Origin of the sequence: Arenibacter algicola, from assembly GCF_000733925.1 — a bacterium.
GTDB lineage: Bacteria > Bacteroidota > Bacteroidia > Flavobacteriales > Flavobacteriaceae > Arenibacter > Arenibacter algicola.
The window spans coordinates 1,916,134-1,940,034 of record NZ_JPOO01000003.1 but is presented as its reverse complement, the minus strand read 5'-3'; the positions used below and the strand labels follow the sequence as shown (position 1 = coordinate 1,940,034).

The window sequence follows — 23,901 nt, the reverse complement described above, 5'->3', positions numbered from 1 at the left end:
TATGATAATTGACCAGTTCAACCGGGTTCACGATTACCTTCGTATTTCATTAACGGAGCGATGCAACCTTCGATGTTTTTATTGTATGCCCGAAGAAGGAATTCTTCTTCGCCCACGTTCAGAATTTATGTCGGCCGAAGAGGTAATCGAGATGGCGAAAGTTTTTGTTTCGCTCGGTGTAAAGAAAATCCGCCTGACGGGCGGAGAACCTTTGGTCAGGAAAGATGCAAAAAAAATTATAGCTGACCTCGCCCTTCTCCCCGTTGAGCTTGCAATTACTACAAACGGAATTTTGATAGATGATTGCCTTTGTACCTTTAAATCCAGTGGTATAAAGTCCATCAACGTGAGCTTGGATTCGCTTAAAAAGGAAAGGTTCAATTCCATTAGTAGGAGGAATTATTTTGATAAGGTAACCTCGAATATCAATTTGTTGTTGAAGGAAAACTTTCATGTCAAAATTAATGCGGTAGTTATAAAAGGTGTAAATGACGATGAAATCTGCGATTTCGTAGCATGGACCCGTGATAAAAATGTACACCTGCGCTTTATCGAATTTATGCCCTTCTTAGGGAATAAATGGGACTGGAGCAAAGGTGTTTCCTTTAAGGAAATTATTACGAAAATTGAAAAACAGTATGGAGATGATGTCATAAAATTGAAGGATGCAGTGAACGATACCGCCAAAAATTATTCGGTGAAGAACCATATGGGGACTTTTGCCATCATCAGCTCCGTTACAAATCCTTTCTGTGACACTTGCAACCGAATGCGTCTCACGGCTGACGGAAAAATAAAAAATTGCCTTTTCTCTGGAACTGAAACAGACCTGCTTTCGGCAATGAGAAACGGGGAAGACATTGTTCCTCTGATATTGGAATCCATTTGGAATAAAAAAAGGATTCGGGGCGGAATGAATTCGTTCGAGGACTTTTCCGACCCTTCCCGCTTTCAAAAAAATAGAAGTATGGTATCCATCGGGGGTTGATTGTTTTTATTTTGCGTGGTACATCATTGAAAAAAAGTATGTTATGGAGAAGAAGGAGTATCCCAAAGTCTATCGAATAATTCATTGGGCAATAGCTATTTCATTCCTACTGTTATTAATTACTATATTTTTGCGATTAACGTGGATGAACAAGTATAATGTAGCAGCTATCATTCAGGATTATCTTAATGGTACCGGCCAATCCTTATCTCAAGAAGAACTCATAGACTTAGCAAAAAGGATAAGACAACCTATGTGGAATTGGCATATTTATATTGGTTATATGCTGGTCGGATTATTTAGTATTCGTTTTATGCTTCCCCCATTTGGACATATGAAGTTTCAAAATCCACTAGGCAAAGGTTTATCGGCAAAGGTGAAATTTCAAAAGTGGACGTATATCATTTTTTATTTATGCGTTATTGCTTCACTGACGACAGGACTTATAATAGAAATAGGGCCCAAAGGGTTAAAAAAGCCAATGGAAGAAATCCATATACTTGGCATTTACTATTTAACAGCATTTATTGTAATTCATTTGGCGGGTGTCCTAATAGCTGAATTCACAGATCAAAAAGGAATAATTTCGAGGATAATAAGTGGCTCAAATAACGAGAAATTGAAAACATAAAAACATTATAAAAAATAGGAACAAATTACCCCATCATAAAGTATCCGGCGTTTATTGCACTGGGTTGCCCCAGTTTTTTAATACAATTTAAAAAATGAATAATAAAACCAAGCCAATAACTGATAGTGGAATGATTGAAACGGCATTTAATTACTGGTTCAACGACAGCGGGCATATCCGTTCGCCTTTTCCCGTTTATATCAGGGAAATACTAAAAGAAAAAACAACTGTTAAATTTTCCGACTGGACTTCCGATATTTCGGAGCGCGCCAAAAAGGAAATCAATGACGAAATTCTTGCCGAAAAGTTTGAGGAAATCCTTTTTGAAATTGCATCCGAACTGGTTTCTACCGAAGACGAAAAGCTCACCATACTCTATCCCTTTATGCCGCGGATTGGAGATATCATCAACCCGAAGGATGCTCCCAATGGGGAAAGCAGGATTATTGGCCGACAGCATTTAAGGCGTGGCGATCATTCTTTTCTGAACGTAAAACTAAAGTCTATCGATTCGGGAAAAGAATGGGAAACAGAATTTGAACTGCCAGAGTAATCAATTTGGTTACTCGTCCCCGGAGTAATTTTTTATTTCCCTTATGCTGCCATCATCATTGTAATATGTGACATTTCCGATAAGTCTATCGTCCCTATAATATCCATTACTTTTCATTTTACCGTTTGGATACCAATGCGTGAACTTTCCGTTTAACTTATCATTCTCATATGAACTTTCACTGATTTTATTTTCTTTGCTATCCCAAATTATCCATGACCCGTTGCGTTTCCCTTTATGAAAGGTTCCCTGCATCTGCATTTTCCCGTTTTCATAATACCAGGTCCAAGTCCCTTCGTCCCGCCCATTCACCTGTTCCCCAACAATCTTGGGAGTACCATCGTTATAAGTCCAATTTCCTGAACTGAATTCGTATTGCACCCAAATATAGATGAGCACCACAAAAACCATAATTATTTTATGGTAACGCAAATTATTTTTGACTAGCGAACGGTCTGTCATATGGATTGACAATAAATTTCTTACGTATCATACTTCTGTAGGTCTTTGGTCTTGTCCATTTCCAAAACATAGATCCGTTTTGGGTTAAGGACATAAATATCCATTCCGAAATTGATTACCTTTTTATCCTGCAAACCTCTGAGAACGGTATGGTTTTCATCATTAGCAGAGAAAACAAGAAAATGTTTATCCCTAAAACAATCCAATAGTTTTTCAACAATTGCAAAACCTGAGTCTAATAAACTAATTCCCTTGGCGGTTTCTTTTGAATATGGAAATCCATATTCATTTTCAAAGATTTCCAACATCATAGTATGGCTGCTGAAGAAATCCTCCATAGAGTTAATTTCCCAAATTGCCATGTTTTCATACATAAAATACTTTTCATCGAAATTGGTTGCTATCATCGTTTCTTTATTAAAGTTCAGTCGTGACTCTCCCCTTTCAACATACCAAAAATATGTAACACCGAAGGAAAAATAGAGTCCATTGATTCCTTTGCACCATTGGTTGAACCCGGCAATGCCAAGACCAAACTATTTTTAATGGTGCCCGCTACACTTCTGGATAGCATGGAATAGGGTGTCCTATCTTGCCCATAGTTGCGAATGGCCTCCTCAATACCCGGAATCCTTCTATCTAGAATAGGTATCAATGCTTCGGGTGTTAAGTCTCTTTTGGAGAGACCTGTACCCCCCGTAAAAATAATAACATCTATTCCCTGTACTTGATAGGCTTTGGCCTTTTCCTGAATGAGTTCCTTTTCATCGGGAATAATGATATAATCCAAAATGGCAACATCGCACTCTTCGAGCTTTTTAACCACTGCTTTTCCTGCCTTATCCTCTTTTCTGCCTGCCGACACAGAATCCGAACATACAATAACCGCGGCCTTTAGATCTTTACCATGCCGGTTTTTAAAGTACGATCTGCCCCCTTTTTTTAATAGAAGTTTAAGATGATGGATTTCTATCCCTTTATCAATAGGCTTTAACATATCGTACATATTCAATGCAACCACACTTGCCCCGTGCATTGCTTCCACCTCAACACCAGTCTTATAAATGGTCTTGACGGTACATAGAATGGTAATTTCCATTCCGTTTATACTGTATTCTATATCGGCGTATTCAATGGGAAGGGGATGGCAATCCGGCAGTAAATCCGGCGTTCTTTTTATTCCTAACAAGCCCGCAGCTTTGCTCATGGCAAAAACATCACCTTTAGGAACGGTTTTGTTTTGAATGGCATTAATGGTTTCGGGCACACTTACCCTAACTATTGCTTGCGCAGTGGCAGTTCTGAGAGTCTGGGTTTTAAAGGTAATATCCATCATGGTATTAATTATTTAATGATGCGTGGCATCATTGGAAATTTACTTTCCAAAAGCAATAGGTGGATCGTTCCAAATATCGACTGTTGGCCTTCAACTTTTAAAAACTGTAATTTCAGTGCGCATCCAAACCAATGGATTCTCCATCCATAGAGTATATTTTTTTGATTCAAATGGGTAGTCGAATAACTTCGACCAAATCTCCCATTGAAATTTCCTTTTGTTCTTCAGGCATATAGACCATCGCATTTGCCAATGCAAAAGTCTGTAGCATGGCAGAACTCTGGCCTTTCAAAATAGTTGCTTCGCCATCTTTCAGTATTGCCTTTAAAAACTGGGCATTATCACCTTTTTTTATAAAATTGGAACCTGATTTTACTGTTATTCTAGGTAATTTAAAACCAATATCCCCGCTTATCTTTTGTAGTGCAGGGTATATATAAATATAAAAACAGCTCAATACGGCCGCTGGATTCCCCGGTAGCCCAAAGACAATGGTCTTGTTCTTTTTACCAAAGAAGAATGGTTTCCCAGGTTTTTGCTTTATCTTATAAAAGAGTTGTTCCACGGATAATCCCTGAAGTACTTTGCCCACTACATCATAGTCACCTACTGAAATGCCTCCCGTTATTAGTATGACATCATGTTGGGCGATCACCTTTTCCAAAACGGAATATGTTTGGGCATAATCATCGCTTACCTTATGGATAATTACATCGGTATGCCCAATACTATTCAAGGCACTTAGGAGCATCCCGGAATTACTTTCATAAATTTTTCCATAGGTCAGTGCATGCCCTGCTTCAACGAGTTCGCTTCCGGTGACCACAATAGCAATTGAGGGTCCTTTAAAAACTACTACCTCCGTTATACCCAAAGAGGTCAAATACCCAACGGCGGCAGGAGATATCTTAGTTCCCTTCCTTAAAGCAACGCCCCCTTTTTTTACCTGTTCACCTAACGGGCGAATATTTTCTCCAAAAACCACAGGTTTTTGAAGTATTAATCTATTATTCTCAACGATAACGCTTTCCTGCATGATGACAGCATTGGCAGAATTTGGAACAGCTGCTCCGGTAAATATCCGTACAGCTTCACCAGGCTTTAGAACTGGGTTGTGATTATCCCCTGCCTTGACTTCATCAATAATCGTATAAGTAACGTCATTCTGTAGTAAAAGTGCATAGCCATCCATGGCCGATTGCCGAAACGGCGGCATATTTATGGGGGAAGAAACATCCTGGAACAATACATGGCCATTAGAGAATTGGACATTTATTTTTTCCTTTTCCTCAAGTGGTATTATATTTTTGTCTATGACTTCAATGGCCTCTTTTACGGGAATCATTATAGATGACGTTACTGCTAACTAAATATAACCAATTCTTTTCTTGGCATGAATTAAAAGGGGAGTTTTCTTAGTAAAATAACCTTATTTATTCTCAGTTGATCAAATCGTATTATAGGTCTATTACGTCAATATTTCAAAATATATTTGAGATGATTATCAACTCTGTATTGGAACAAACGGTCTTTTGGCCCCGATTCTTCATCGGAGGGTCTTTCAACGAGGAACGATTTACTACTAACCAAAATAATTTCTAGGTAAATATCGTCCAGTTTTATTTAGAATTTAGTAATTATACCTTTACTTATTAATGTCTTTTTTGAAATAACGAATCATGGCTTGCAGGCTAAAAGGCTTTTTATTGGCAAATGGATTTTATGCTTATACGTTGCCCATTTCCCATGAAACTGCCATCATTCGTTATTTCAAACAATTTTCGACAAGATTAAATCATGTGCCTGGGATTTAATATGATGATAATCATCATATTTCAAGAACTTTCTCATTTTTTACAGAATCAGCAATTTGGTGTCCTTGCAATCTTTCTGCCTTTTCTTCCATCTTTTTATTTGCCGGATTGCGTTCATTATGCTGCAAATGGTAATGTCTTAATCGATGTTCTTTTTGCCTGCCCGAGCTAAAATTGGAAACCCGTTTGAGATAGCCGATGACCCGGGTTGCATGGTCTACATTTTGCGAGTTGCACTTGCTACATTCATCTAGGGAGCGCTTATCAATATGTTCACATTCATTGCAGATGGTAATTCGTATATTAAAGCAAAAGTAGTTGCACCCGGCCTTGGCCGTGGCATGTATGAGCTTTATGAACCCATCTTTGTTCGGGGTCTCTTCTAGATTCAGATGTAAGGCCGAACCACCATCCAGATACTGGATGATTTCTTTGCCATGTAGCATTATCTTATCTAACGAAGTAATATTCTCGTCCTCTACTACATAGAAATAGGAGTTGTAACAATCCCTTGGCACGAATAGGCCATCCTCCCTGTCCCATTTGGCATTTTTAATACCCAAATTTTCTGCTGGCACGAACTCTGTGTTGAACATATAGCCGTATTCTTGTTTGGCCGCTCTGTTCTCTTGATAGATTGCTTTCAGATATTTATTGACGAAATTTTTATAGGATGGGTTATTGCCCACCTCAATGCCACGACTTTCGGCAGCTTCCGCCATGCCATTTATTCCAATTGTCAAGAATTGTTTCTCTAAAGAAATAAATCCTGATTGATGCACCGGAAGCATTCCCGCATTTTCATATTCATCCATAAGCTGTCTGAAAGCGACCTGATATTTATGTACTTTTCTGACCTCTTCCACAATATTTGCATCCTGTTGTACCAATCGGTTCATGTTTAGGGTGATGACATTTATAGACCCTGTGGCTACGCCACCTGCACCCAAAGAGTAACTAAAGGTATTATCGCTGATTTCGTTGCGCAGACGACAACAGGATGCCAGACTATCGGCGTTCTCGGATTGGTAGATAAAAAAAGAATTACCCTCACTTAGTTCCTGTGCACACATTTCGGTAAAATCCGTATCAACCGGAATGCCGTCCTTTACCAACATCGCTGCAGTGACCACTGGAAAAGTCAGTACCGCCTTTTTTCGTTCTTCGTTGAACCATTTCATAAAGAAAGCCTGTATGCGTTTTACACTTTCCCATTTCGGTTTGGTCATATCAGGAAAGACAAAATTCCCAAACATACTTTCAAAGTAAACGTCGTCATAGAGAGAGATATTCCAAAAAACGGATTGATAGCCACGGGCAGCGGCAGGTTGATTTACTGCATAGACCACATGCTGCAGATGGTTAGCAATCAGTTTTTCATGCTCTGAAAGATAGTTTTCTCCATAATCTTTGGAGGCAAAATGGTCAAAGTATAGCAAAAACTCTACCGTGGCAAGAGCACCAGCAAACTGGGAACTTACCGCAAATACCAGATTTACAAACTCCCCACAATAACTCTCCAAATGTTTTGGGGCCCGACTTTCACCGCCCAATGTGGTAAGGCCATCCAAGAGAAAAGGATACATACTTATTGAGGCGCAATAAGGTTTTAACGAGGTTTCATCGTGTACATAAATTTCATGTGATTCTATTTGTCGGGTATACTCCACGGCCAGTTCATCTCCGAAAAGGGATGCTATCTTTTGTTTCACCAAAGCCCTATTTACTTGAATATTTATATCCTTATTCAGTTCGGCTTCCATGGTCGCAATGTTTTTTGAAGTTACATTAGCGTTTGAATCTACCTTGGAGCCATCTGCCGCATTAGTTGATTTCAAATAATGGGTTATAAATTTCATTTTTTTTTACAATTTGTTTATTTGTAAGCCGTATCATACTGTTATTTAGTTTGAAATGAATAAATGATTGAGAATTTTATTTGTTTTAACCTCTCTGAATACTTGATTGGTGGTTTTGCTGTTCAGACCTCCTAACTTCCTATTCCATCTCCCTGTTTTTATCCATGTTAGATGTTTTATAATTTTGCTATCAACTTCTTCGTATCCGGTATAGAGGCATGTTTTATAACCTTGTTCTTGTGCATATTTCAGTTTTTTTATCAATTCGTACTTGTGCCATTCGCCTCCCATAAAAACTACGCATGACGCAAAGCCAAAGTAGCGATGGAGAATATCCTTATAGGCACTAGTCGATATTTTGGATCCGCTCCCTTCTTTCCATAAAAAGGGAGAGTGGCATCCTTCACAACGGAGGGGACAACCGGAAATGGTAAAACAAAGGCTTATCTCTCCCGGTACTTCTTGCATCACTACATGAAAATCATAACAGTACATAATTAAATAGTAAAAGATTATTTTATCTTTTATAAAAATACTTTTATTCAACAAGTTTTTTCTGACTTGCTCAAAAGAGTTATCAAAAATGTTACTAACAATACATTATTCCCAAGTTTACCGAAAGAAAAAGAACGCTCAGCTAACCAACCGTTACTCAAAGTCGCGTTGTTTCCTTTTAGTGTTGGTACAGAACAAGGGGAGCTTTTGAACTAAGGGTGAATAGTTGCCTATTTTTTTAAAAGTGGTTTCGCATCAATGCACAATCGTCGAGTGTAAACATAACCGGATTTTGAAGCAATCTGTTATTCTTCTATGGAATTCTTTAGGAACAACCAAACTTTGTCTTGGCTATAGGCCCACATTGTGTCCATACTGTGGTGGCCGAAGGTATAAGATACAGTATTTAAAGGTACAACATTCTTCAATTTATCCACTCTTCATCGTAGAGTTTCCAGTCATAAAAATAACCTATGATTTTCAATTCTTCTTTAATTCCTTGATCAAAGACGATATAGCCCATATCGGCTCCATCAACGTTTGATTCAGCTACAAAACTAAATTTTCCTAAAGACGGAGCATCATTCAATTTATCATTGAAAGTTCCGTGTGCAATCCATTTTTATTATACGTTCCGGGGAGCTCCACAGGGACTGGAAATCAATATTCTAGAATCTAAGTCATTATTGGTTTAATTCATCGACATGTAGCATATAGATGGCTATGGTTTTCATTTCTTCATCAGAAACAATTTTTAAAAATCCATCAATATTAGCTTGCATAATGGCCACTTGGCTAGAGGTGGTGTCTACAATTGGTTTGGCCTGGCCCTTTAAAAATGCGGTTATGTCCCCATTTTTTTCTTTATAAATAGTCATAATTTCTCTGATGGAAGGCCCTATATTATTCTTGTTTAGATCATGGCAGGTAATACATGTCTTTTCGGAAAACAGCCTATTGCCAAGAAGTAATTGGGATTCTATGCTCAATTCTCCACGTTCGGGCACGGCATTGTCTGAGGCTTTTTTTGATTTATTATCCCTATTACAGCTGCACATTAAGAGAAGTCCAATAATAATTGAAAATAATTGCATAACTTTTGAAATATAAAAATCGATACTACTATTAGACTATTTTGAAATTTGTGATTAAAATTTAAAACAGCCTCATAATTTCAAACAACTTCTACTGAAGATTGCAAAAAGCAAATTGTGATTTCGAATAACCTTAAAACTTGCAATTATCAAACTCACAAGGATAACAAAGTTTTTTTCTCCATTTATTTTAATTTAGAGTTGTGTTATGCATCTTTGATGCATATAGCAAGTAGCCCAATAGCCTATGCTTAGCTCTATTGCCCATCGTCTAGAAGGGTTACTGAATCTGAACTGGATTTTAAGGATTTTGCCCTTGAACCCATAAAATATACCAACGGTATTACTCCCACAAATAGAAAAACACAGGCCCCAATAGCTCGTAACCAGGTTAGTGATTTAAAGATACCTCCCCCGATGAACTGTTCCGATCTGGCAAACCATAACCCGTTTTCCACCACTTCCTTAAATTGTATAATTCCTGCTGGGAGAAGATCCAAAATTACCATAAGCATTAGTCCAATATTTATGGACCAGAATGCTGTTTTAACCAATTTTTTATTCCAACGGTTTGATTTAAACAATAACCGGGAAGCGAACAACATTGCGGCAAGCGATATATTCCCGTAAACCCCCATTAATGCTGCATGTGCGTGATTAACGGTCAGATATGTGCCATGTTCATAATAATTCATAATAGGAAGGTTGATGATTATCCCCAATACTCCAGCACCAAAAAAGTTCCAAAAATTTACGGCTATTAAAAAGGAGAAGACCTCTGGAAACCCAAAATCACCCAGTTCACTTGGCTTGACGCCATTTAGTGCAATCCGGGGCATATTCTTGAATCGCCATGCCTCAACGGTTAATAGTATAAGGGGAACAAATTGCAGGGTGGAGAATATGCTTCCTAGTGCCATAGTAGCCACAGGTTTTGCATTCCAGTAAAAGTTATGGGAAATTCCGAGAAGTCCCGTTCCAAGAAATAGGATTATTGCAAAATAAATTACCCGAATGGCTGCATTGCGGTTCACCAGACCCATTAATACCATTAGGTAACTTACGATGACGGTTATAAATACTTCAAAAAACGCTTCTACCCACATATGAACGACCATCCAGCGCCAAAAATCGGCGATTACAAAATTAGTTTCCGGCCGGGCAACAAATCCAGAAATGAACAATAACGGAATTCCAACTACCGAATACAAAATCCAATTTGGCAGATTCCATGGCATTCCCTTAATAAAAGCAGGTCTCACACCTCGGTATACCACAATTCCCCAAAGCACGAAAATGACCATTAACAATGCTTGAAAGGCCTGCCCAAAATCGACAAACTCCCAACCTTGATGTCCAAAAGTATGCCACCAATCTCCAAGAAGTCCCAATGGACCCAACACCATTCCAGTCAATGATCCGGCAACCAATATAAAAAGAAGTACAAAAAGAATGTTGATAAGGGGGAGTTGGCCCTTCACTTCCTTTTTGGCCAATATGGGAAGAATAAAAATCGAGGATGCGATCCAACAGGTTGATATCCAATAAAGCGATAACATCAAATGCCAGCTTCTGGAAACGGTCACTGGAAAATACTCGGAAAAGTTAATCCCAAAATAACCCAGATAATCAATAAATTCATTTATGGTTATAAATCCGCTGGACACCTGAACGAAGAAAAGAATAATGGCAACCAAGAAAAATTTGTAGGACGCCTTTTGGGTTTTTGTTGGTACAAAATCTTGTACTCGTTTTAGGGTCAACAATTCTTTTGTTGAAGGTTTAAAGAATTTATTGGACAACTGATTGTACTGTCCGATAAAATAGAGCACAACACCACAGACCAACATAAAGGCCAACATCCCTAAAACACTCCAAAGTATCACTGGAGAAGTTGGTGTATTGCCAGCTATAGGGTCGAAAGGCCAATTATGGGTATAGCTAAAGCTCTCCCCAGGTCTTTGGGTAACACAGACCCATGCTCCCCAAAAGAAAAAGTTGGATAAACTTTCGATTTCTTGTGTATTTGTAATATAATTTGGGAGCGAAAAGGAATTTTCTGGATTTTTACTTGCGAAGACTTCTAAGTAGTATTCCTTCAGCTTTCCCAGTGCAAATTCGTAAGCATCGGATAAAATTACGGTGTTTACTGTTTCATCATAAGTGTTTGACTTGAGTTCTTGTTTTACCTTTTCATTGATTACTTGTTTCTCGTATTCAGTAGCCGGTCTATTTTCTGACTCTTCAAATTGTTTTTGATAATATTCATTCATGTACACATTAATCTGGTGCATGGCCTCGGCGGTGAAATCAGGTCCTCGTTGTGCACCGTCGCCAAAAAAAGAACCATATTCCATCAAGGCATATTTATGAAAAACTATTTGTCCTTGTACTATGGTAGACTTGTCAATTAAAACTTCTCCAGAAGATGTTGTGAAGCCTGTCATAGGGGGCGCCTCGTTGTAGGTCTGGTAGCCTATCATACCAACACCTGCTAAACTTATAATTAGGATGAAGACCAGTGGCCCCCACCAGTTTTTTGTATTCATGAAATAATCGATATTCTTTTTTATCTCAGGGCTGTTCTTGGATTTGGTTGTATCCATAGGAAAATAGTATTTGGTAAGTTTTTTTATTGGTTTAGTGCTCTCATTTTAGGACGTTGAAGACCTCGTTGGTCTACGATTAAAACTCAAAGAAAAACAATTTTTTTCAAATAAAACTATAAAATGACCTTTTTATCATGTTTTGGTTTAAAACCTGGAATTAATTACGGACATGGTGCTTGAATGGTTAAAGATTAAAGTGTTAAAACTAGAGAAATTTATTAGTGCCGGTGAATTAATATTCGTTGAATAATCAGCATTATAGGATAAATGTCTTGTACTTTAGGTTTTGCCTATCATCTTGGTTAGGAGGGTATGGTATAAGTGTTCATTCAATCTAAGGATTCTCTCACATTATGAGGTCGGGCCGGGCTTGTCATTAATGTAAGTTCTGGGTGGGGAAGGCTTTTAGCCCCTGGGCTAAAATGAGACCAACAGGTAGGTTTGTTGAAACTTGTACTGAGCTCAGCTGATGTCAATATTTTTTATTTTATATAAAAGTCTAGAGGCCTAATAGCTGGATTACCTTTTCATAGTGGGCAATTAGGAACCGGAAGAATTTTTGTTTTTGTAACTCAACTCTCCCAACTCAATACCTATTGCGGTTTTAGCAAGGATAGTGAATACAAATGCTCCCAATGCCCAAATTCCTATTGTAACCCCTATTTCTATTTTAGTGGGTAGGTATTCTACTATTTTACCGTAAGGTCCTGGAATAAACCCAGGGACTATTAAGCCAAATCCTTTCTCGATCCATATGGCCACAAAGAGGATAAAACAGCAGAAGTACAATACTTTTAGATTATTTCTAAATTTACCAAAGGTTAGGATTACCGTGGCCAAAATATTTAAAGGTATTGCGGTCCATATCCATGGAAGCAAGGCGTTCTTGCCGTGTAATCCAAAAAAAAGATAATAGGCACTTTCGCTATGATGGGTGGGTGCGTAGAATTCCTTGAACAATTCTGAGACTAGCATTATTAAATTTATTTGAGCTGCTACGGTCACGATCATTGCAATTTTTTTGATGGTTTTATCTTCTATTTTAAACGCAGTAAAAGATCGGATAACGGCCAAGACCAAAATTATCAATGCCGGTCCAGCTGCAAAGGCCGATGCCAAGAAGCGAGGACCTAACAATGCATTATTCCAAAATGGTCGCGCTTGTAAACCTTGGTATAGAAAAGCGGTCACAAGGTGAATGCCAACGGCCCAGAAAACGGACAAAACGGCCCCTGGGACGTATACTTTTTGCTTGGCTTCCTTACCTTGATAATGTCTAAAGAGTATATAAAAGGGAATACTAATATTTATAAAAAGATACCCGTTTAAAACTATGACGTCCCATGTCAACATCGAATTGGGAAAATTAAAAACTCCTATTCCAGGAATCATATGCCAAAGTACAGATGGCCCGCCCATATCGGCCACCACAAAGGCCAAACACATTATTAAGGCAGCTACGGCCAATCCTTCGCCAATTAGGACGGCCTGTTTAAAGTCTATATCCTTAAGAACATAAGTAGGCATTACCAGCATAACCGCGGCTGCGGCAACTCCTACTAAAAAGGTGAAATTTGAAATATAAAGTCCCCAACTTACCCGGTCGGACATTCCTGTAACACTGAGTCCCTCATCCAATTGAATGGAATAGCAATACATGCCTATGAGCATCACCAAGGTCAGAAATCCCATCCAAATATGATACTTCATAGATCCTTTGGTAATGGTATCCAGACTATCGATTACTAAACTCTTTAATACTTTTAGTTGTCCCATTATATATTATATATTGATTTGAAAATCAATCTCAGAGGCCGTAATCATTATACTCAGCGTTCTGTTTACAATTTTCCTATTGCTACCCTTTTGGTGGTTAATCCATAAAGTACCAGAACTTGGGTTCTGTTCCTAAATCTTCCTTCAGCCTAAAGACTTTTTTGTTTTCCAATACCCATCTGATGGTACTGTTAGGGTCTAAGAGGTTGCCAAAAATTCTTGCTCCCGTTGGGCAAGCTTCGGCACAGGCCGGATTCTTTCCTTTCCTAGTACGTTGCACGCAAAAGGTGCACTTTTCCATTACGCCTTTTTTGCGCATTCTATTCCCTAGATAGTGCTGATTTTTATTGATTTCATTTTCTGGAACTTCAGGTTTGCTCCAGTTAAACCTTCTGCCGTCATAAGGACAGGCGGCCATGCAATAGCGGCACCCTACACACCAATCATAATCTATGACTACCAGACCATCTTCTTCTTTCCAAGTGGCTTGCACCGGGCATACTTCCACACAAGGTGGATTGTCGCAATGAAAGCATTGGGTACCCATATAAAAATGACCTTCTGCAGGAACTTCGTGATAGTAATTGTCATCTGCCTTATCAAACTTAAATCCTTCCCCATCTTTCATTTCGTGGATACGGATGTACTGCATTTGTGAATTTCTATCTTGATTGTTCTCCTCCACGCAGGCAGTTACACAGTTCATATACCCCTGACATTTCGAAATATTAAAAGCATATCCAAAGAGAACGTCTTCTGCGGCATTTTCTGCCGTCATACTAATATTCTTGCCGGTACGTAATTCATACGATCGCATAAGTCTATTAATTGTACTTTGCTTCTCGTCATCGGTCATTAGCTTATAGTTTCCCTTAAACTGTTCTTCCCAATCAATTTGTGCTTTTTCTTTAGTTTCATCGTCAACTATAACACTACAAGAGGTGCTAACTGCTCCGGCTCCTATAAGGAGGCTAGCTGTTAATTTTCTAAAGGCAGTCCTTCTGTCCATCTTTACATCAAAAACCTGCTCAAAACCATCTCTATGTCTTTCCTCGCCTATTGAAGCATTGATGGCAGCCTCATAAAATTCATCGGCGCTGAGTTCTTCTTTCTGGCTATTGCAACTACCTTGGGCCTTACCACATCCACAAGATCCGGAAGACTCTTTTTTCTTATTTGAACCTAGATCTAGGGAATACCATTTTTTACTAACACTCATACCTTTGTTTTTAATGATCTAAACCTTCTTTTCGTTCTTCCAATGTTTGGGTATTAAATTGTACCGGCCACCTTTTTTCAAAACCGGGACTGTGCGGATTATGACAATTTACGCAGGTCATTGAAGCTCGTGGCGGTGCCCATCCAGCAACTTTTTTACCGTGGGCACCTCCTTTCCAATCTTCGAACTGACTAAAGTGGCATTGTGCACAAAGTTTATAGCTAAGGTTGAAATCTATGTTTTGGCCAGTTAGGGCATTTAGATTGTTCATATCATTTCCGTTATGGCAGGTAGCACAATTCATTACCTCACTATTTGCGTGATTCAATTTAATGTCCCAGTGGGCTTTTTGAGCATCGGAGTTCTTCATTTGTGCAACAGGTCTTGTATGACACTCCGTACATGCAAATGATTTTATTTGTCCTTTTCTTTCCGGTATCAGGAATGTATGTTCTCCTTCGGTAATTGTAATTAATTCAGAATCGACCAATAATGGGTCTGAGCTAAGCTTTCCGTGGTAAGGTTTGCCCTCTGCTTCAATCTTATCTGAAATGGAATGATATTCCCCTTCTTCTTTGCAAGAGTAGAACCCCAGAATGAATAGGACTATAAAATAATATGTAAGGGTTTTATTCTTCATATGAACTATTAAATTGTCTTAGGAAGGTGCTGGCATCCATTTGGAGTTTCTCATTTTTTATGGGTAAATGGCATTGTCTACAATTAATGCGCTCCGGATGTGAGACTCTAATTTCTTTAGGAGCGCTTGGTCCGGAATGACAGGAAATGCAGTTTTCCCTCATCTGTAATTGGTGGGGGATCATAGGCGGACTTCCGGGCATGGCATTGTTGGCGCCGACACCTACTTTTGGAGGTTGTACTTTCGCGAAAGCAAATTCCCTAAAGGTATCATTAGAGTTTATGGCAACATGGCATTGCCGACAATTTATCATCTCAGGATGCGGGGTTACAGGGGCGTATGCATTGAATTTTTCTACAAATCCGCCATTCTGGTGACATTGCAAGCAGGTGTTACCTCCCAGGCTTCGATCCTTCGCTACCGGATGTGGAATACTTGGTGGAGCTCCGGGATAAGCCCTGTTGTCATAGTAACTTTCAAGTGTACGTTGATGGTTCTGGTCTATTGGCATATTTGAGTAATCCATGCCTTTATTGTCGAACCTCTTAAAAACATTACTTTCCGAAGGAATAAAATTTCCAGTGGGAGTATCAATAGTAGGGATGTCTGCTTCTTCCAATCCTTCTTGGTAACTATAGTTCCAAGTGATTATAAACGCTATGAAGATGATTACAAAAAATGATATGATTCCCAGTCTCTTTTTCATATTTTATGCTTTTTCAACTTTAACAGCGCATTTCTTGTAATCAGGTTCTTTGGAAATGGGACAGAAAGCATCAAGAGTCACATCGTTAATAAGCATATTTTCGTCAAAGAACGGAACAAATACCTGTCCTTTGGTGGGCAGTCCTCTTTCGTTAATAGAAGCGGGTAATTTACAAGAGCCCCTACGGGAGGTTATTTTGATATTTTCGCCATTTCTTATGCCTAATGACTTGGCATCATCCGGATGAAACTCCACATAGGCATGGGGCATGGCTTGATGTAATACGGGGATTCTGCGGGTCATGGAACCGGTGTGCCAGTGTTCAATTACACGTCCTGTATTCAACCAGAATGGATATTCTTGATCTGGTTTTTCCGGAGCTTCTTCAAAAGGGCGTTGCCATATCACAGCTTTTCCATCTGGTTTTCCATAAAAATGAAAGTCTTTGCCATTGGAACAGGCAGGATCATATTTCGCGTTAAATCGCCATTGGGTCGATTTTCCGTTTACATAGGGCCAAATGGCGCCAGATTCTTTTTTCAGAACTTCCAATGGTGCCATACCGTGTTTGGCACCTTCATGGAACTGTCTGTATTCGTTGTATATTTCCTCTACGTGGTTTTCTTTGCTATAGGGAAACAGATTTCCATATCCCATTCGTTTTGCTACTTCGATAAACATCCAGGCATCTGCTGTAGACTCACCAGGACCTTCCACCATTTTGTCCCAATGTTGGGTTCTTCTTTCAGAGTTGCCATAAAGTCCACTTTTCTCGATATGCCAGGACGCAGGAAGAATAACATCTGCGACATCCGAGGTAGGCGTTGGAAACACATCTGAAACAACAATAAAACAAGAATCCTTTTCCATTCCTGGCCTGTAACGGCTCGTTTTTGGTAGTGAAACCAACGGATTAGTGGCTTGGATCCATATAAACTTGATATCCCCTCTGTCTACGGCCCTAAACATTTCAGTTGCGTGATAGGTGGGTTTGGCTGGAATATTGTCGACAGGGACCTTCCAAATTCTTGCGGCCATCTCCCTATCTTCCTTATTGGTTACGACACCGTGAGGTAATTTATGGGTAAAAGTGCCCACCTCGCGGGCAGTGCCACAAGCGGAAGGTTGCCCAGTTAGGGAAAATGGGCCATTCCCCGGTTGGGAAATTTTTCCGGTTAGTAAATGTATATTGTATACTAAATTATTTATCCAAGTTCCGCGCGTATGTTGGTTCATTCCCATACACCAATAGGAAACTACCTTTTTATTTGGATCACCATAAATAGAGGCTAAATATTTAATGTCCTTCACGGAGACTTTAGAATATTTTGAAACCTTTTCCGGACTGTAATCTTTCAGAAACTCCTTATAGGCATCAAAGTTTATTTTTTCTGGCTTATCCGTAAATTCATAATGGTCTTCCAGGCCGTATCCCATATTGGTGAGCCCTTTGCTAAAACTACAGTGATTTTCAACAAAGGATTTGTTTACCCAGCCATTCTTGATAATCTCATAACAAATGGCATTGGCAACTGCTAGATCGGTTTGGGGCTCAAATAGAATGGACTTGTCCGATGCCGTACTGGAGCGTGTTGTTCTTGTGGCAAAATCAATAATTTTGGCACCGCGTTGTGATTTCTGCTCCAGCATTCTCGAGAATAATACAGGGTGCATTTCGGCCATATTATTACCCCAAGTTACAAAGTAATCTGCATGATCAATATCTTCATAGCAACCCATTGGTTCATCCGCACCAAAGCTGGTCAGGAAGCCTGTTACGGCACTTGCCATACATAGGCGCGCATTGCAATCCAGATTATTGGTGCCTATGGCTCCTTTCATTAGTTTTGAAGCTATATATCCTTCTGGAATTGTGGATTGTCCGGAGGTGTACATAGCGACCGAATCCTTACCATGCCTTTCAATAGTTCCTTTCATTTTAGAAGCCACAAGGTCCAAAGCCTCGTTGATAGGGGTCTGAACATACTTGCCATTTTTCTTGACCAACGCATGTGTAAGTCTATCCTTGGATTGTATGCACATAATCTGGTGATACCCCTTTACACAAAGTAATCCTTTATTGACCGATGAGTTGGGATCTCCTTTTACTGCAACAGCCCTTCCGTTTTCAGTGCCCACAAGTATTCCGCATCCCACGCCACAGAATCTACAAGGGCCTTTTTTCCAATCCAGGTTGGCACCTTCAGGAATTCCTTTTTCCTGTTCACTTGCAAATATAATTCCGGGAAACATGGATGCAGCGGCGGTCATGGCTGATAACATGGCCATTTTCTTAATAAAATTTCTTCTATTTGTTGCAGACTTGTACATAGTTATATTAATTAGGCGGTGTATTAAAACCGGAGACTAGGGATAACATTTTGAGACTGTCTATGGCTTCAATTTTTTCTTTAAGAATTTCTTCCTCCATTTCGTTGGAAGTATCGGTTACCAAGGCAAGGACATCTTGATTCTGGGCCGGGACGACCTCACATTGATGAAAACTTTTTAAGGCGGTCATCAACTCATCTTTTCTTCCGGCTACAGGAAGGGCCAGGTAACTTTTAATTGGCATGCAAAACAATTTTTTTAATATGGGAATATATCATCTTTAGCATTTGCACTAACAATTTAATAAAATTAAGACAGCATTTTGTAAATAAAGATGATAAAAGTCATCGCCAATCTAAAGAAGTTAGCTTTGTACTAGAATGGATATAATGTTTGGTTTGTTCAAAAAATGAATCGGATGGGGAATATCTCGATCTTGATATCTAAAAGATTGATGGATTTTGGTAATTGTCTTGTTGGAGACATTGTAGCTTATTTTGTATTGCCAGATAAGAAAAAGGTGAGTTCTAAGATTAAGAAAATGCATTTTGAGTTGGAATCTCAATTTTTCGTGGGAGATAAACATCTTCTGGATAGAAGGGCCATTGCTGAAATAGTCGCTGTCTTCTTTGTTTTTCTTGTTATATCCAGGTACCCAACAATGTTGCCTTACAGTGTCTTGTAAATACCTTGATTCTGGAGTGTCTTGTGAAAAGTGGCTGAACACCTATTCTGGCTAGAACTGCTACAAGGATTTATTTTTGATTAAGTCTTGTTTTTATTTACGCAGTTAATGTGGTCATCCTCGTTTTAAATACCAGGATTCCATCCGAGAGCTATGGCAACCTGCTTCTTTTCTTTGATTACAGACCTTATGATATATGGTCTATCATTACTTACCTTTTCCAACGAGATGTCCATGGCCTCACCATCAATTAAAACTGTTCCTGTGAAGTTGTTTTTAGGTTGGTGACCTAGACCGTACCTATTGTCCTCTACAAGAAGGAGCATTAGCATCTTATCTGGATCGGCAGATGAGCAGTAAATGCCCAATTCATCCCAAAGATACACCTTGCTGTTGGTTTGATTAATAGGTTCAACACGTGTGGCATCTCCCAATATGTTTTTGAGAGTTTTATAACTTGTCGGAAAACTAATTGATGAACTATTGATTCGCACCCCATCAGGTTCACATTCTATAGTAATAGTGCCTTTCTTTTTTCTTTTGCTTAGATCTCTAAAGTCAAATAATCCCATTAGATGCAAGATATTTCATTTTTTATTAATTGTAGATTATTTAAGTTTTATTTAAATAAAAAAGAAGGAATATCAGCCGGTAACATTGGATTTTCAAGTGGTTGCCTAGGGAGTTGGCCGGCACTTTAAACACTACAATTTCCATTGATGAATTTGCTTTTATCTGGGCCGAATTTACCGCCTGGGTATGGCCGGATACCATTCCGCTATTGACACATAAGGCAAATACTTTGATGAACAATGTCCCGAAAAGGTAAACCGGGTAAAGTTGCCTCGTTCTGCCGATCGTTGTATGCCATGGAAGATCCTCGTCTACCTGCCTGCCGGCCTTTAGGCAGGCACCAAAACTAGGAAGTACAGCACGTCCATTCGCATGCAGCAATGTTCTACCAGTTTTCGGTCGGAGGTAATACCGGCAGGTTCTCAAGGTATCCCATGATTAGTAGCTTAAAAAATACTACGGGGTCAATCGAAGGGTTACCCGCCTTGCCATAAAGTTTTTTCCTATCCTTATAAAGAAAACTCAGATCAAGTGTTTCGAGGAGCCTTCTGTTACGATTTTCCTTTGGAATCCGGTTCGACAACTGGAAACCGGAGAAGAGTTTTACGGTATAATTTTTTCTGCCTTCCATGTCTTTAATTTATGGATTTTAGCACATTTATAAAAGCAAAAATTAATGTTCATTCGAGTTCTGCAACAGCCACGAACATTTTTTAGGACACTTTGTTAACATCATTTACCTTAATTAAATTCCATCTTATTTAATCATCAATTATGTAATGAATAAAATAATGTCGAAGGTTGATGGATTCACCCAACTTACTATAGGTAAACAACAATAAGAAACTTCAAACTGATTTATCGAAAGCTGAATCACAATTAGAACTATTGTCTGAAAGATTCCTTTGTGGAGGATAATAATATCATCTTGGGTCTTTGAATTTCTATTCAAGAATTTTCATTACCTGTTTCATTTAATATCCAACAAGATGATGGTAAGTTAAAATTATCCATCGTTACACTGCCAACAAAATGGCTACGTAATGACAAACAGCAGCTGCCAGAACAAAAAAATGCCAGACAGCATGGTTATAGGGATATTTTTTCCATAGGTAAAAGATGACTCCCAAAAGGTAAAGCACACCTCCGATAAGAATCATGGTCAATATGCTTCTTGGAATAGATTCAAAAAAAGTACGTCCTCCTACTATCATAATGCATCCCATTGCTATGTAAACGAGCGTCGAAATAATATTCCATTTGCCAGTAAAAAAAACCTTAAAAACAATTCCCAAGGCAGTCAGGCCCCACAATACAGATAGCAATGTAATACCAAAGGCATTATTCATATAAATTAATAAAAAGGGAGTGTAGGTGCCAGAAATCAGGAAATAAATACTGATGTGGTCAAGGATATGAAATATATGTTTTGCCTGTGCATGCTGAAATCCATGGTAGAGTGTAGAAAAAGTAAAAAGTTGTAAAAAACAAAATCCATATATAGCTGCGCCTATAACCCCAGGTGTATTGTTACTTTTTATGGCAAAGGCTATCAGAATAGGAATACTAACAATACCAAAAATAATTCCAAAGCCATGTACGATACTGTTTACGAGTTCTTGCTGAATTTTTGTATTGGGTTTCAGAGCTAGCATGAAAATGGATTGAGGCTGTGTATTGTCAATTGACAACTTTTGTAAAGTTACCAAAATCGGTGCAGATTTTTTAATTCTATTGGCGGTACTACTAACAATTTTACTTAAAACTATAATCGTGCAAAGAATTTGGTATACTAAATGATAGGCTATTGTGTGTAATTAGCTGACAATAATGAATCCTACCCACACAACTTTTCAATATGCCGTTCGCGATAAAATATTAACTCCTGGCTATTCGCCCTTAGAACATGGGGCAAGGATTGTGTTTAGACCCCCTGAATTATACTTCAAAAATAAGACTCTTTACAAATTACCGATTTTGTAAAGAGTCAAAAAATGAGTAGGTTATTACGACTTGTTACTCCGACCCGTTCTATGGGAATGAATACTTACAGAGAAATGTATTGTACCATACAGACCAGCCAGTATTGAATTAAGTAAGGTCAAAAAAGGAAAATGAAATAGTTAGCCTATTTCAGAGCTGACATTCTTCTATTCAAATTAAGCCATTTCTAATTCAGGAATCGCAACAGCAATTAGTTCTTCTTTATAAAACTGAAGATCATTTTGAATCTTTATGTTTTTATTAGAAAGTGAACATAAAAACAAATTTTGATAGTAGGCAATGCCTTCAAACAAATTTATTTTAAAAGCAACCCATTTTTTAATTTGTTTGGTTGTTACTTCTTCTGAAATTGCAGCTATTTCATTTTTTAAATAATCCACATACATTTTCAATTCCTTCACAAACATGTTTGGGCGGTTTACATTGGAAAGCACAGACGCATTTCCATAAATATGTTGCATCATTGTAGAAAGTGGGACTTCCTTATCAAAATAAGCCAAATTCGGTCCAGGACAAATAACAACACCTTGCTCCTGACCTTTAATGGGAATATCATTTTCTAAATAAGATGCATTGGCCAAACCAACACAAAGACAAGCTTTTTCGGTAATTTTAGCTTTGGCATTTTCATACATACTTGTAGATACTTCAAGTCTTTTAGCCTCTAATTCCGCTAATTTTACATCTTGATATTTTTTTGAAGCAGTACAAATACCCTCTGGACCAAACTCTTTGCTCAAGGCCAAAAATTTCTTCGGACAAGAACTTCCTGCTTTATTATCGTTTATACGTTTTTGTTTGAAAAATTCGTTGGTGGTTCCCTTAATAGTATTAAAAGGAACTCCTAAAGGTGAAATTCCACTTAAATACAAATCCTTTTCCTGGGCTTTTGCCATTAAATCCCGTGTTTGTTTATCTACAGAGGTAGCTTCTGGCACTAATAGAAATGGGGTTCCCCAGCCTACTGAGTCCACTTGGTAATTTTCAAGTAAAAACTCGTGTTCCTCGGCTGTACCAACACCACCTTGAACGGTGAATTTTAAATCTAAAGGATGTTCTGGAACGGTTAAACCTTTTACACTTAAGCCTTTTGCAAAAACATCGTGAGTGTCATGGATTAATTCAGACTTTTTGTTTTTGAATTCCTCCAAAATGGGTCCTAATAAATACCCTTCTGTTGCAAAAGCATGTCCGCCACAGTTTAACCCAGATTCAATTCTGTATTCCGAAACCCAAAGCCCCTTTTTGGCTAAAAATTTTCCTTGAATGGTTGCCGAACGATAATCGCTGACCTTCAGGATAATTTTCTTTTTTAAAAACCCTTGACTATCTGGAAAGAAATCCTTGAAATTTTCGATATAGCTATATAATCTTGGATTCATTCCTGCCGAAAGCACGACGGAAGAACTTAGATTACTCTTGGCAAAACCACGTAGTGAAGCATGTGCATCATTAAATTCTACATGTAATTGTTCACCTTTAACAAAGTTATCCTTATCGATTTTGGTCATAATATTCACATCAATATCCCCAGCTGTTAGATGTGTTTCTAAGTAGTTTTTTATATTTTCCTTTAAGGCGGATCCTTCATCCATTAAATTGGAAAGCCCCTCTTTAATACTGGACTTATTAGGTAAAGTAGCTATGAAATTATCCAGGGCTAATTTGCTTTCAGATAATTCAGTTTTAAATTTTGAGAATTTTCTCTTTACAATATTATCCACCAAATTTAAATAGGACGTAATACGTTCGGCTCGATAATCTTCTGCTTTTTTTGATATTTCCTGATATGGTAAGTTAAACTTTTTACTGTAAAAGGCATTCATTTTTTCAATAAGTTCATCGTCAATAATAGATATTACGGACGAAATTCCAAATTGGGCCACACGAATGGGACTGTCAATCGTATAAGCCAATCCCATAACTGGAATATGAAATGAGTGTAGAGATTTAGATAAAGTCATCTTTTGATTTTTTTGAAAATTAAATAACTCACAAAGTTGACAATTCCTGTTTTACTAAAAGATGATAAATATCATACTTTTTAGTCTTTTATGAAAATATTATGAATAAAATTGAATAATTGCTTTTGAGCAGAAATAGGACTTTAAAGTGAACTACTAAAG

At 38.3% G+C, this 23,901-nt stretch carries 21 protein-coding genes and 1 pseudogene; 4 read left to right on the top strand and 18 right to left on the bottom strand.

Features of this window, described 5'->3' with window-relative positions:
- Position 1 precedes the first annotated feature (1 nt).
- The 3 genes from moaA (at position 2) to U735_RS0118935 (ending at position 2,172) form a co-directional block, all read left to right on the top strand.
- Positions 2-988 (top strand): GTP 3',8-cyclase MoaA, encoded by a 987-nt coding sequence (moaA, locus tag U735_RS0118945; protein ID WP_031445316.1) that lies wholly within the window; start codon positions 2-4, stop codon positions 986-988.
- Positions 989-1,031: 43 nt separating this feature from the next.
- Positions 1,032-1,619 carry a cytochrome b/b6 domain-containing protein gene (locus U735_RS0118940; protein ID WP_031445315.1) on the top strand — a complete coding sequence of 196 codons (588 nt, stop codon included), beginning with the start codon at positions 1,032-1,034 and terminating at the stop codon, positions 1,617-1,619.
- A 94-nt stretch (positions 1,620-1,713) separates the two neighbouring features.
- Positions 1,714-2,172, top strand: coding sequence for a hypothetical protein (locus tag U735_RS0118935; protein WP_031445314.1), 459 nt, complete (start codon positions 1,714-1,716; stop codon positions 2,170-2,172).
- A gap of 9 nt (positions 2,173-2,181) precedes the next feature.
- Here the strand turns inward: U735_RS0118935 and U735_RS0118930 are convergent, their stop codons facing one another.
- The 14 genes and pseudogenes from U735_RS0118930 to U735_RS0118855 form a co-directional block, all read right to left on the bottom strand.
- Positions 2,182-2,634 carry a toxin-antitoxin system YwqK family antitoxin gene (locus U735_RS0118930; protein WP_084681119.1) on the bottom strand — a complete coding sequence of 151 codons (453 nt, stop codon included), beginning with the start codon at positions 2,632-2,634 and terminating at the stop codon, positions 2,182-2,184.
- 20 nt (positions 2,635-2,654) lie between these two features.
- Entirely contained in the window at positions 2,655-3,041 is a 387-nt protein-coding gene (locus U735_RS0118925; RefSeq protein ID WP_031445312.1) for a hypothetical protein, read from the bottom strand.
- A gap of 17 nt (positions 3,042-3,058) precedes the next feature.
- Entirely contained in the window at positions 3,059-3,970 is a 912-nt protein-coding gene (moaCB, locus tag U735_RS0118920; RefSeq protein ID WP_031445311.1) for a bifunctional molybdenum cofactor biosynthesis protein MoaC/MoaB, read from the bottom strand.
- Positions 3,971-4,136: 166 nt separating this feature from the next.
- The gene (locus U735_RS0118915) at positions 4,137-5,315 is read right to left on the bottom strand and encodes a molybdopterin molybdotransferase MoeA (protein WP_031445310.1); all 1,179 of its coding nucleotides are present in this window, start codon (positions 5,313-5,315) and stop codon (positions 4,137-4,139) included.
- Positions 5,316-5,798: 483 nt separating this feature from the next.
- A pseudogene (nrdD, locus tag U735_RS24710) lies at positions 5,799-7,680 on the bottom strand (anaerobic ribonucleoside-triphosphate reductase).
- 8 nt (positions 7,681-7,688) lie between these two features.
- On the bottom strand, positions 7,689-8,189 hold the full coding sequence (gene nrdG, locus U735_RS0118905; protein WP_316933023.1) for an anaerobic ribonucleoside-triphosphate reductase activating protein: 501 nt from the start codon (positions 8,187-8,189) through the stop codon (positions 7,689-7,691).
- A 632-nt stretch (positions 8,190-8,821) separates the two neighbouring features.
- Positions 8,822-9,232, bottom strand: coding sequence for a c-type cytochrome (locus U735_RS0118895; protein ID WP_031445308.1), 411 nt, complete (start codon positions 9,230-9,232; stop codon positions 8,822-8,824).
- A 257-nt stretch (positions 9,233-9,489) separates the two neighbouring features.
- On the bottom strand, positions 9,490-11,838 hold the full coding sequence (locus U735_RS0118890) for a nitric-oxide reductase large subunit (RefSeq protein ID WP_031445307.1): 2,349 nt from the start codon (positions 11,836-11,838) through the stop codon (positions 9,490-9,492).
- Between the two features lie 543 nt (positions 11,839-12,381).
- Positions 12,382-13,617, bottom strand: coding sequence for a sulfate reduction electron transfer complex DsrMKJOP subunit DsrP (gene dsrP, locus U735_RS0118880; RefSeq protein WP_031445306.1), 1,236 nt, complete (start codon positions 13,615-13,617; stop codon positions 12,382-12,384).
- A gap of 97 nt (positions 13,618-13,714) precedes the next feature.
- The gene (locus U735_RS0118875) at positions 13,715-14,836 is read right to left on the bottom strand and encodes a 4Fe-4S dicluster domain-containing protein (protein WP_031445305.1); all 1,122 of its coding nucleotides are present in this window, start codon (positions 14,834-14,836) and stop codon (positions 13,715-13,717) included.
- 10 nt (positions 14,837-14,846) lie between these two features.
- Positions 14,847-15,476: a cytochrome c3 family protein gene (locus U735_RS0118870; RefSeq protein WP_031445304.1), complete on the bottom strand. Its 630-nt coding sequence runs from the start codon at positions 15,474-15,476 to the stop codon at positions 14,847-14,849.
- On the bottom strand, positions 15,466-16,182 hold the full coding sequence (locus U735_RS0118865; RefSeq protein ID WP_031445303.1) for a nitrate reductase cytochrome c-type subunit: 717 nt from the start codon (positions 16,180-16,182) through the stop codon (positions 15,466-15,468). Before U735_RS0118865 ends, U735_RS0118870 begins: the two co-directional genes overlap by 11 nt.
- 3 nt (positions 16,183-16,185) lie before the next feature.
- Positions 16,186-18,513 carry a molybdopterin-dependent oxidoreductase gene (locus U735_RS0118860; protein WP_031445302.1) on the bottom strand — a complete coding sequence of 776 codons (2,328 nt, stop codon included), beginning with the start codon at positions 18,511-18,513 and terminating at the stop codon, positions 16,186-16,188.
- A gap of 7 nt (positions 18,514-18,520) precedes the next feature.
- Complete coding sequence (locus tag U735_RS0118855; RefSeq protein ID WP_031445301.1) at positions 18,521-18,757, bottom strand: hypothetical protein; 237 nt, start codon at positions 18,755-18,757, stop codon at positions 18,521-18,523.
- A gap of 174 nt (positions 18,758-18,931) precedes the next feature.
- On the opposite strand from U735_RS0118855, the gene U735_RS0118850 reads away from it, so the two are divergent.
- On the top strand, positions 18,932-19,198 hold the full coding sequence (locus U735_RS0118850; RefSeq protein ID WP_031445300.1) for a hypothetical protein: 267 nt from the start codon (positions 18,932-18,934) through the stop codon (positions 19,196-19,198).
- A gap of 125 nt (positions 19,199-19,323) precedes the next feature.
- On the opposite strand, the gene U735_RS0118845 is transcribed toward U735_RS0118850, so the two are convergent.
- From U735_RS0118845 to U735_RS0118825, 4 genes are all read right to left on the bottom strand, one after another.
- Positions 19,324-19,770, bottom strand: coding sequence for a DUF7738 domain-containing protein (locus U735_RS0118845; protein ID WP_031445299.1), 447 nt, complete (start codon positions 19,768-19,770; stop codon positions 19,324-19,326).
- A 386-nt stretch (positions 19,771-20,156) separates the two neighbouring features.
- Positions 20,157-20,402, bottom strand: a complete 246-nt coding sequence (locus tag U735_RS0118835; protein WP_031445297.1) for a transposase — start codon at positions 20,400-20,402, stop codon at positions 20,157-20,159.
- Between the two features lie 385 nt (positions 20,403-20,787).
- Complete coding sequence (trhA, locus tag U735_RS0118830) at positions 20,788-21,426, bottom strand: PAQR family membrane homeostasis protein TrhA (protein WP_031445296.1); 639 nt, start codon at positions 21,424-21,426, stop codon at positions 20,788-20,790.
- Between the two features lie 504 nt (positions 21,427-21,930).
- Positions 21,931-23,739, bottom strand: a complete 1,809-nt coding sequence (locus tag U735_RS0118825) for a hypothetical protein (protein ID WP_031445295.1) — start codon at positions 23,737-23,739, stop codon at positions 21,931-21,933.
- Positions 23,740-23,901: the final 162 nt, after the last annotated feature.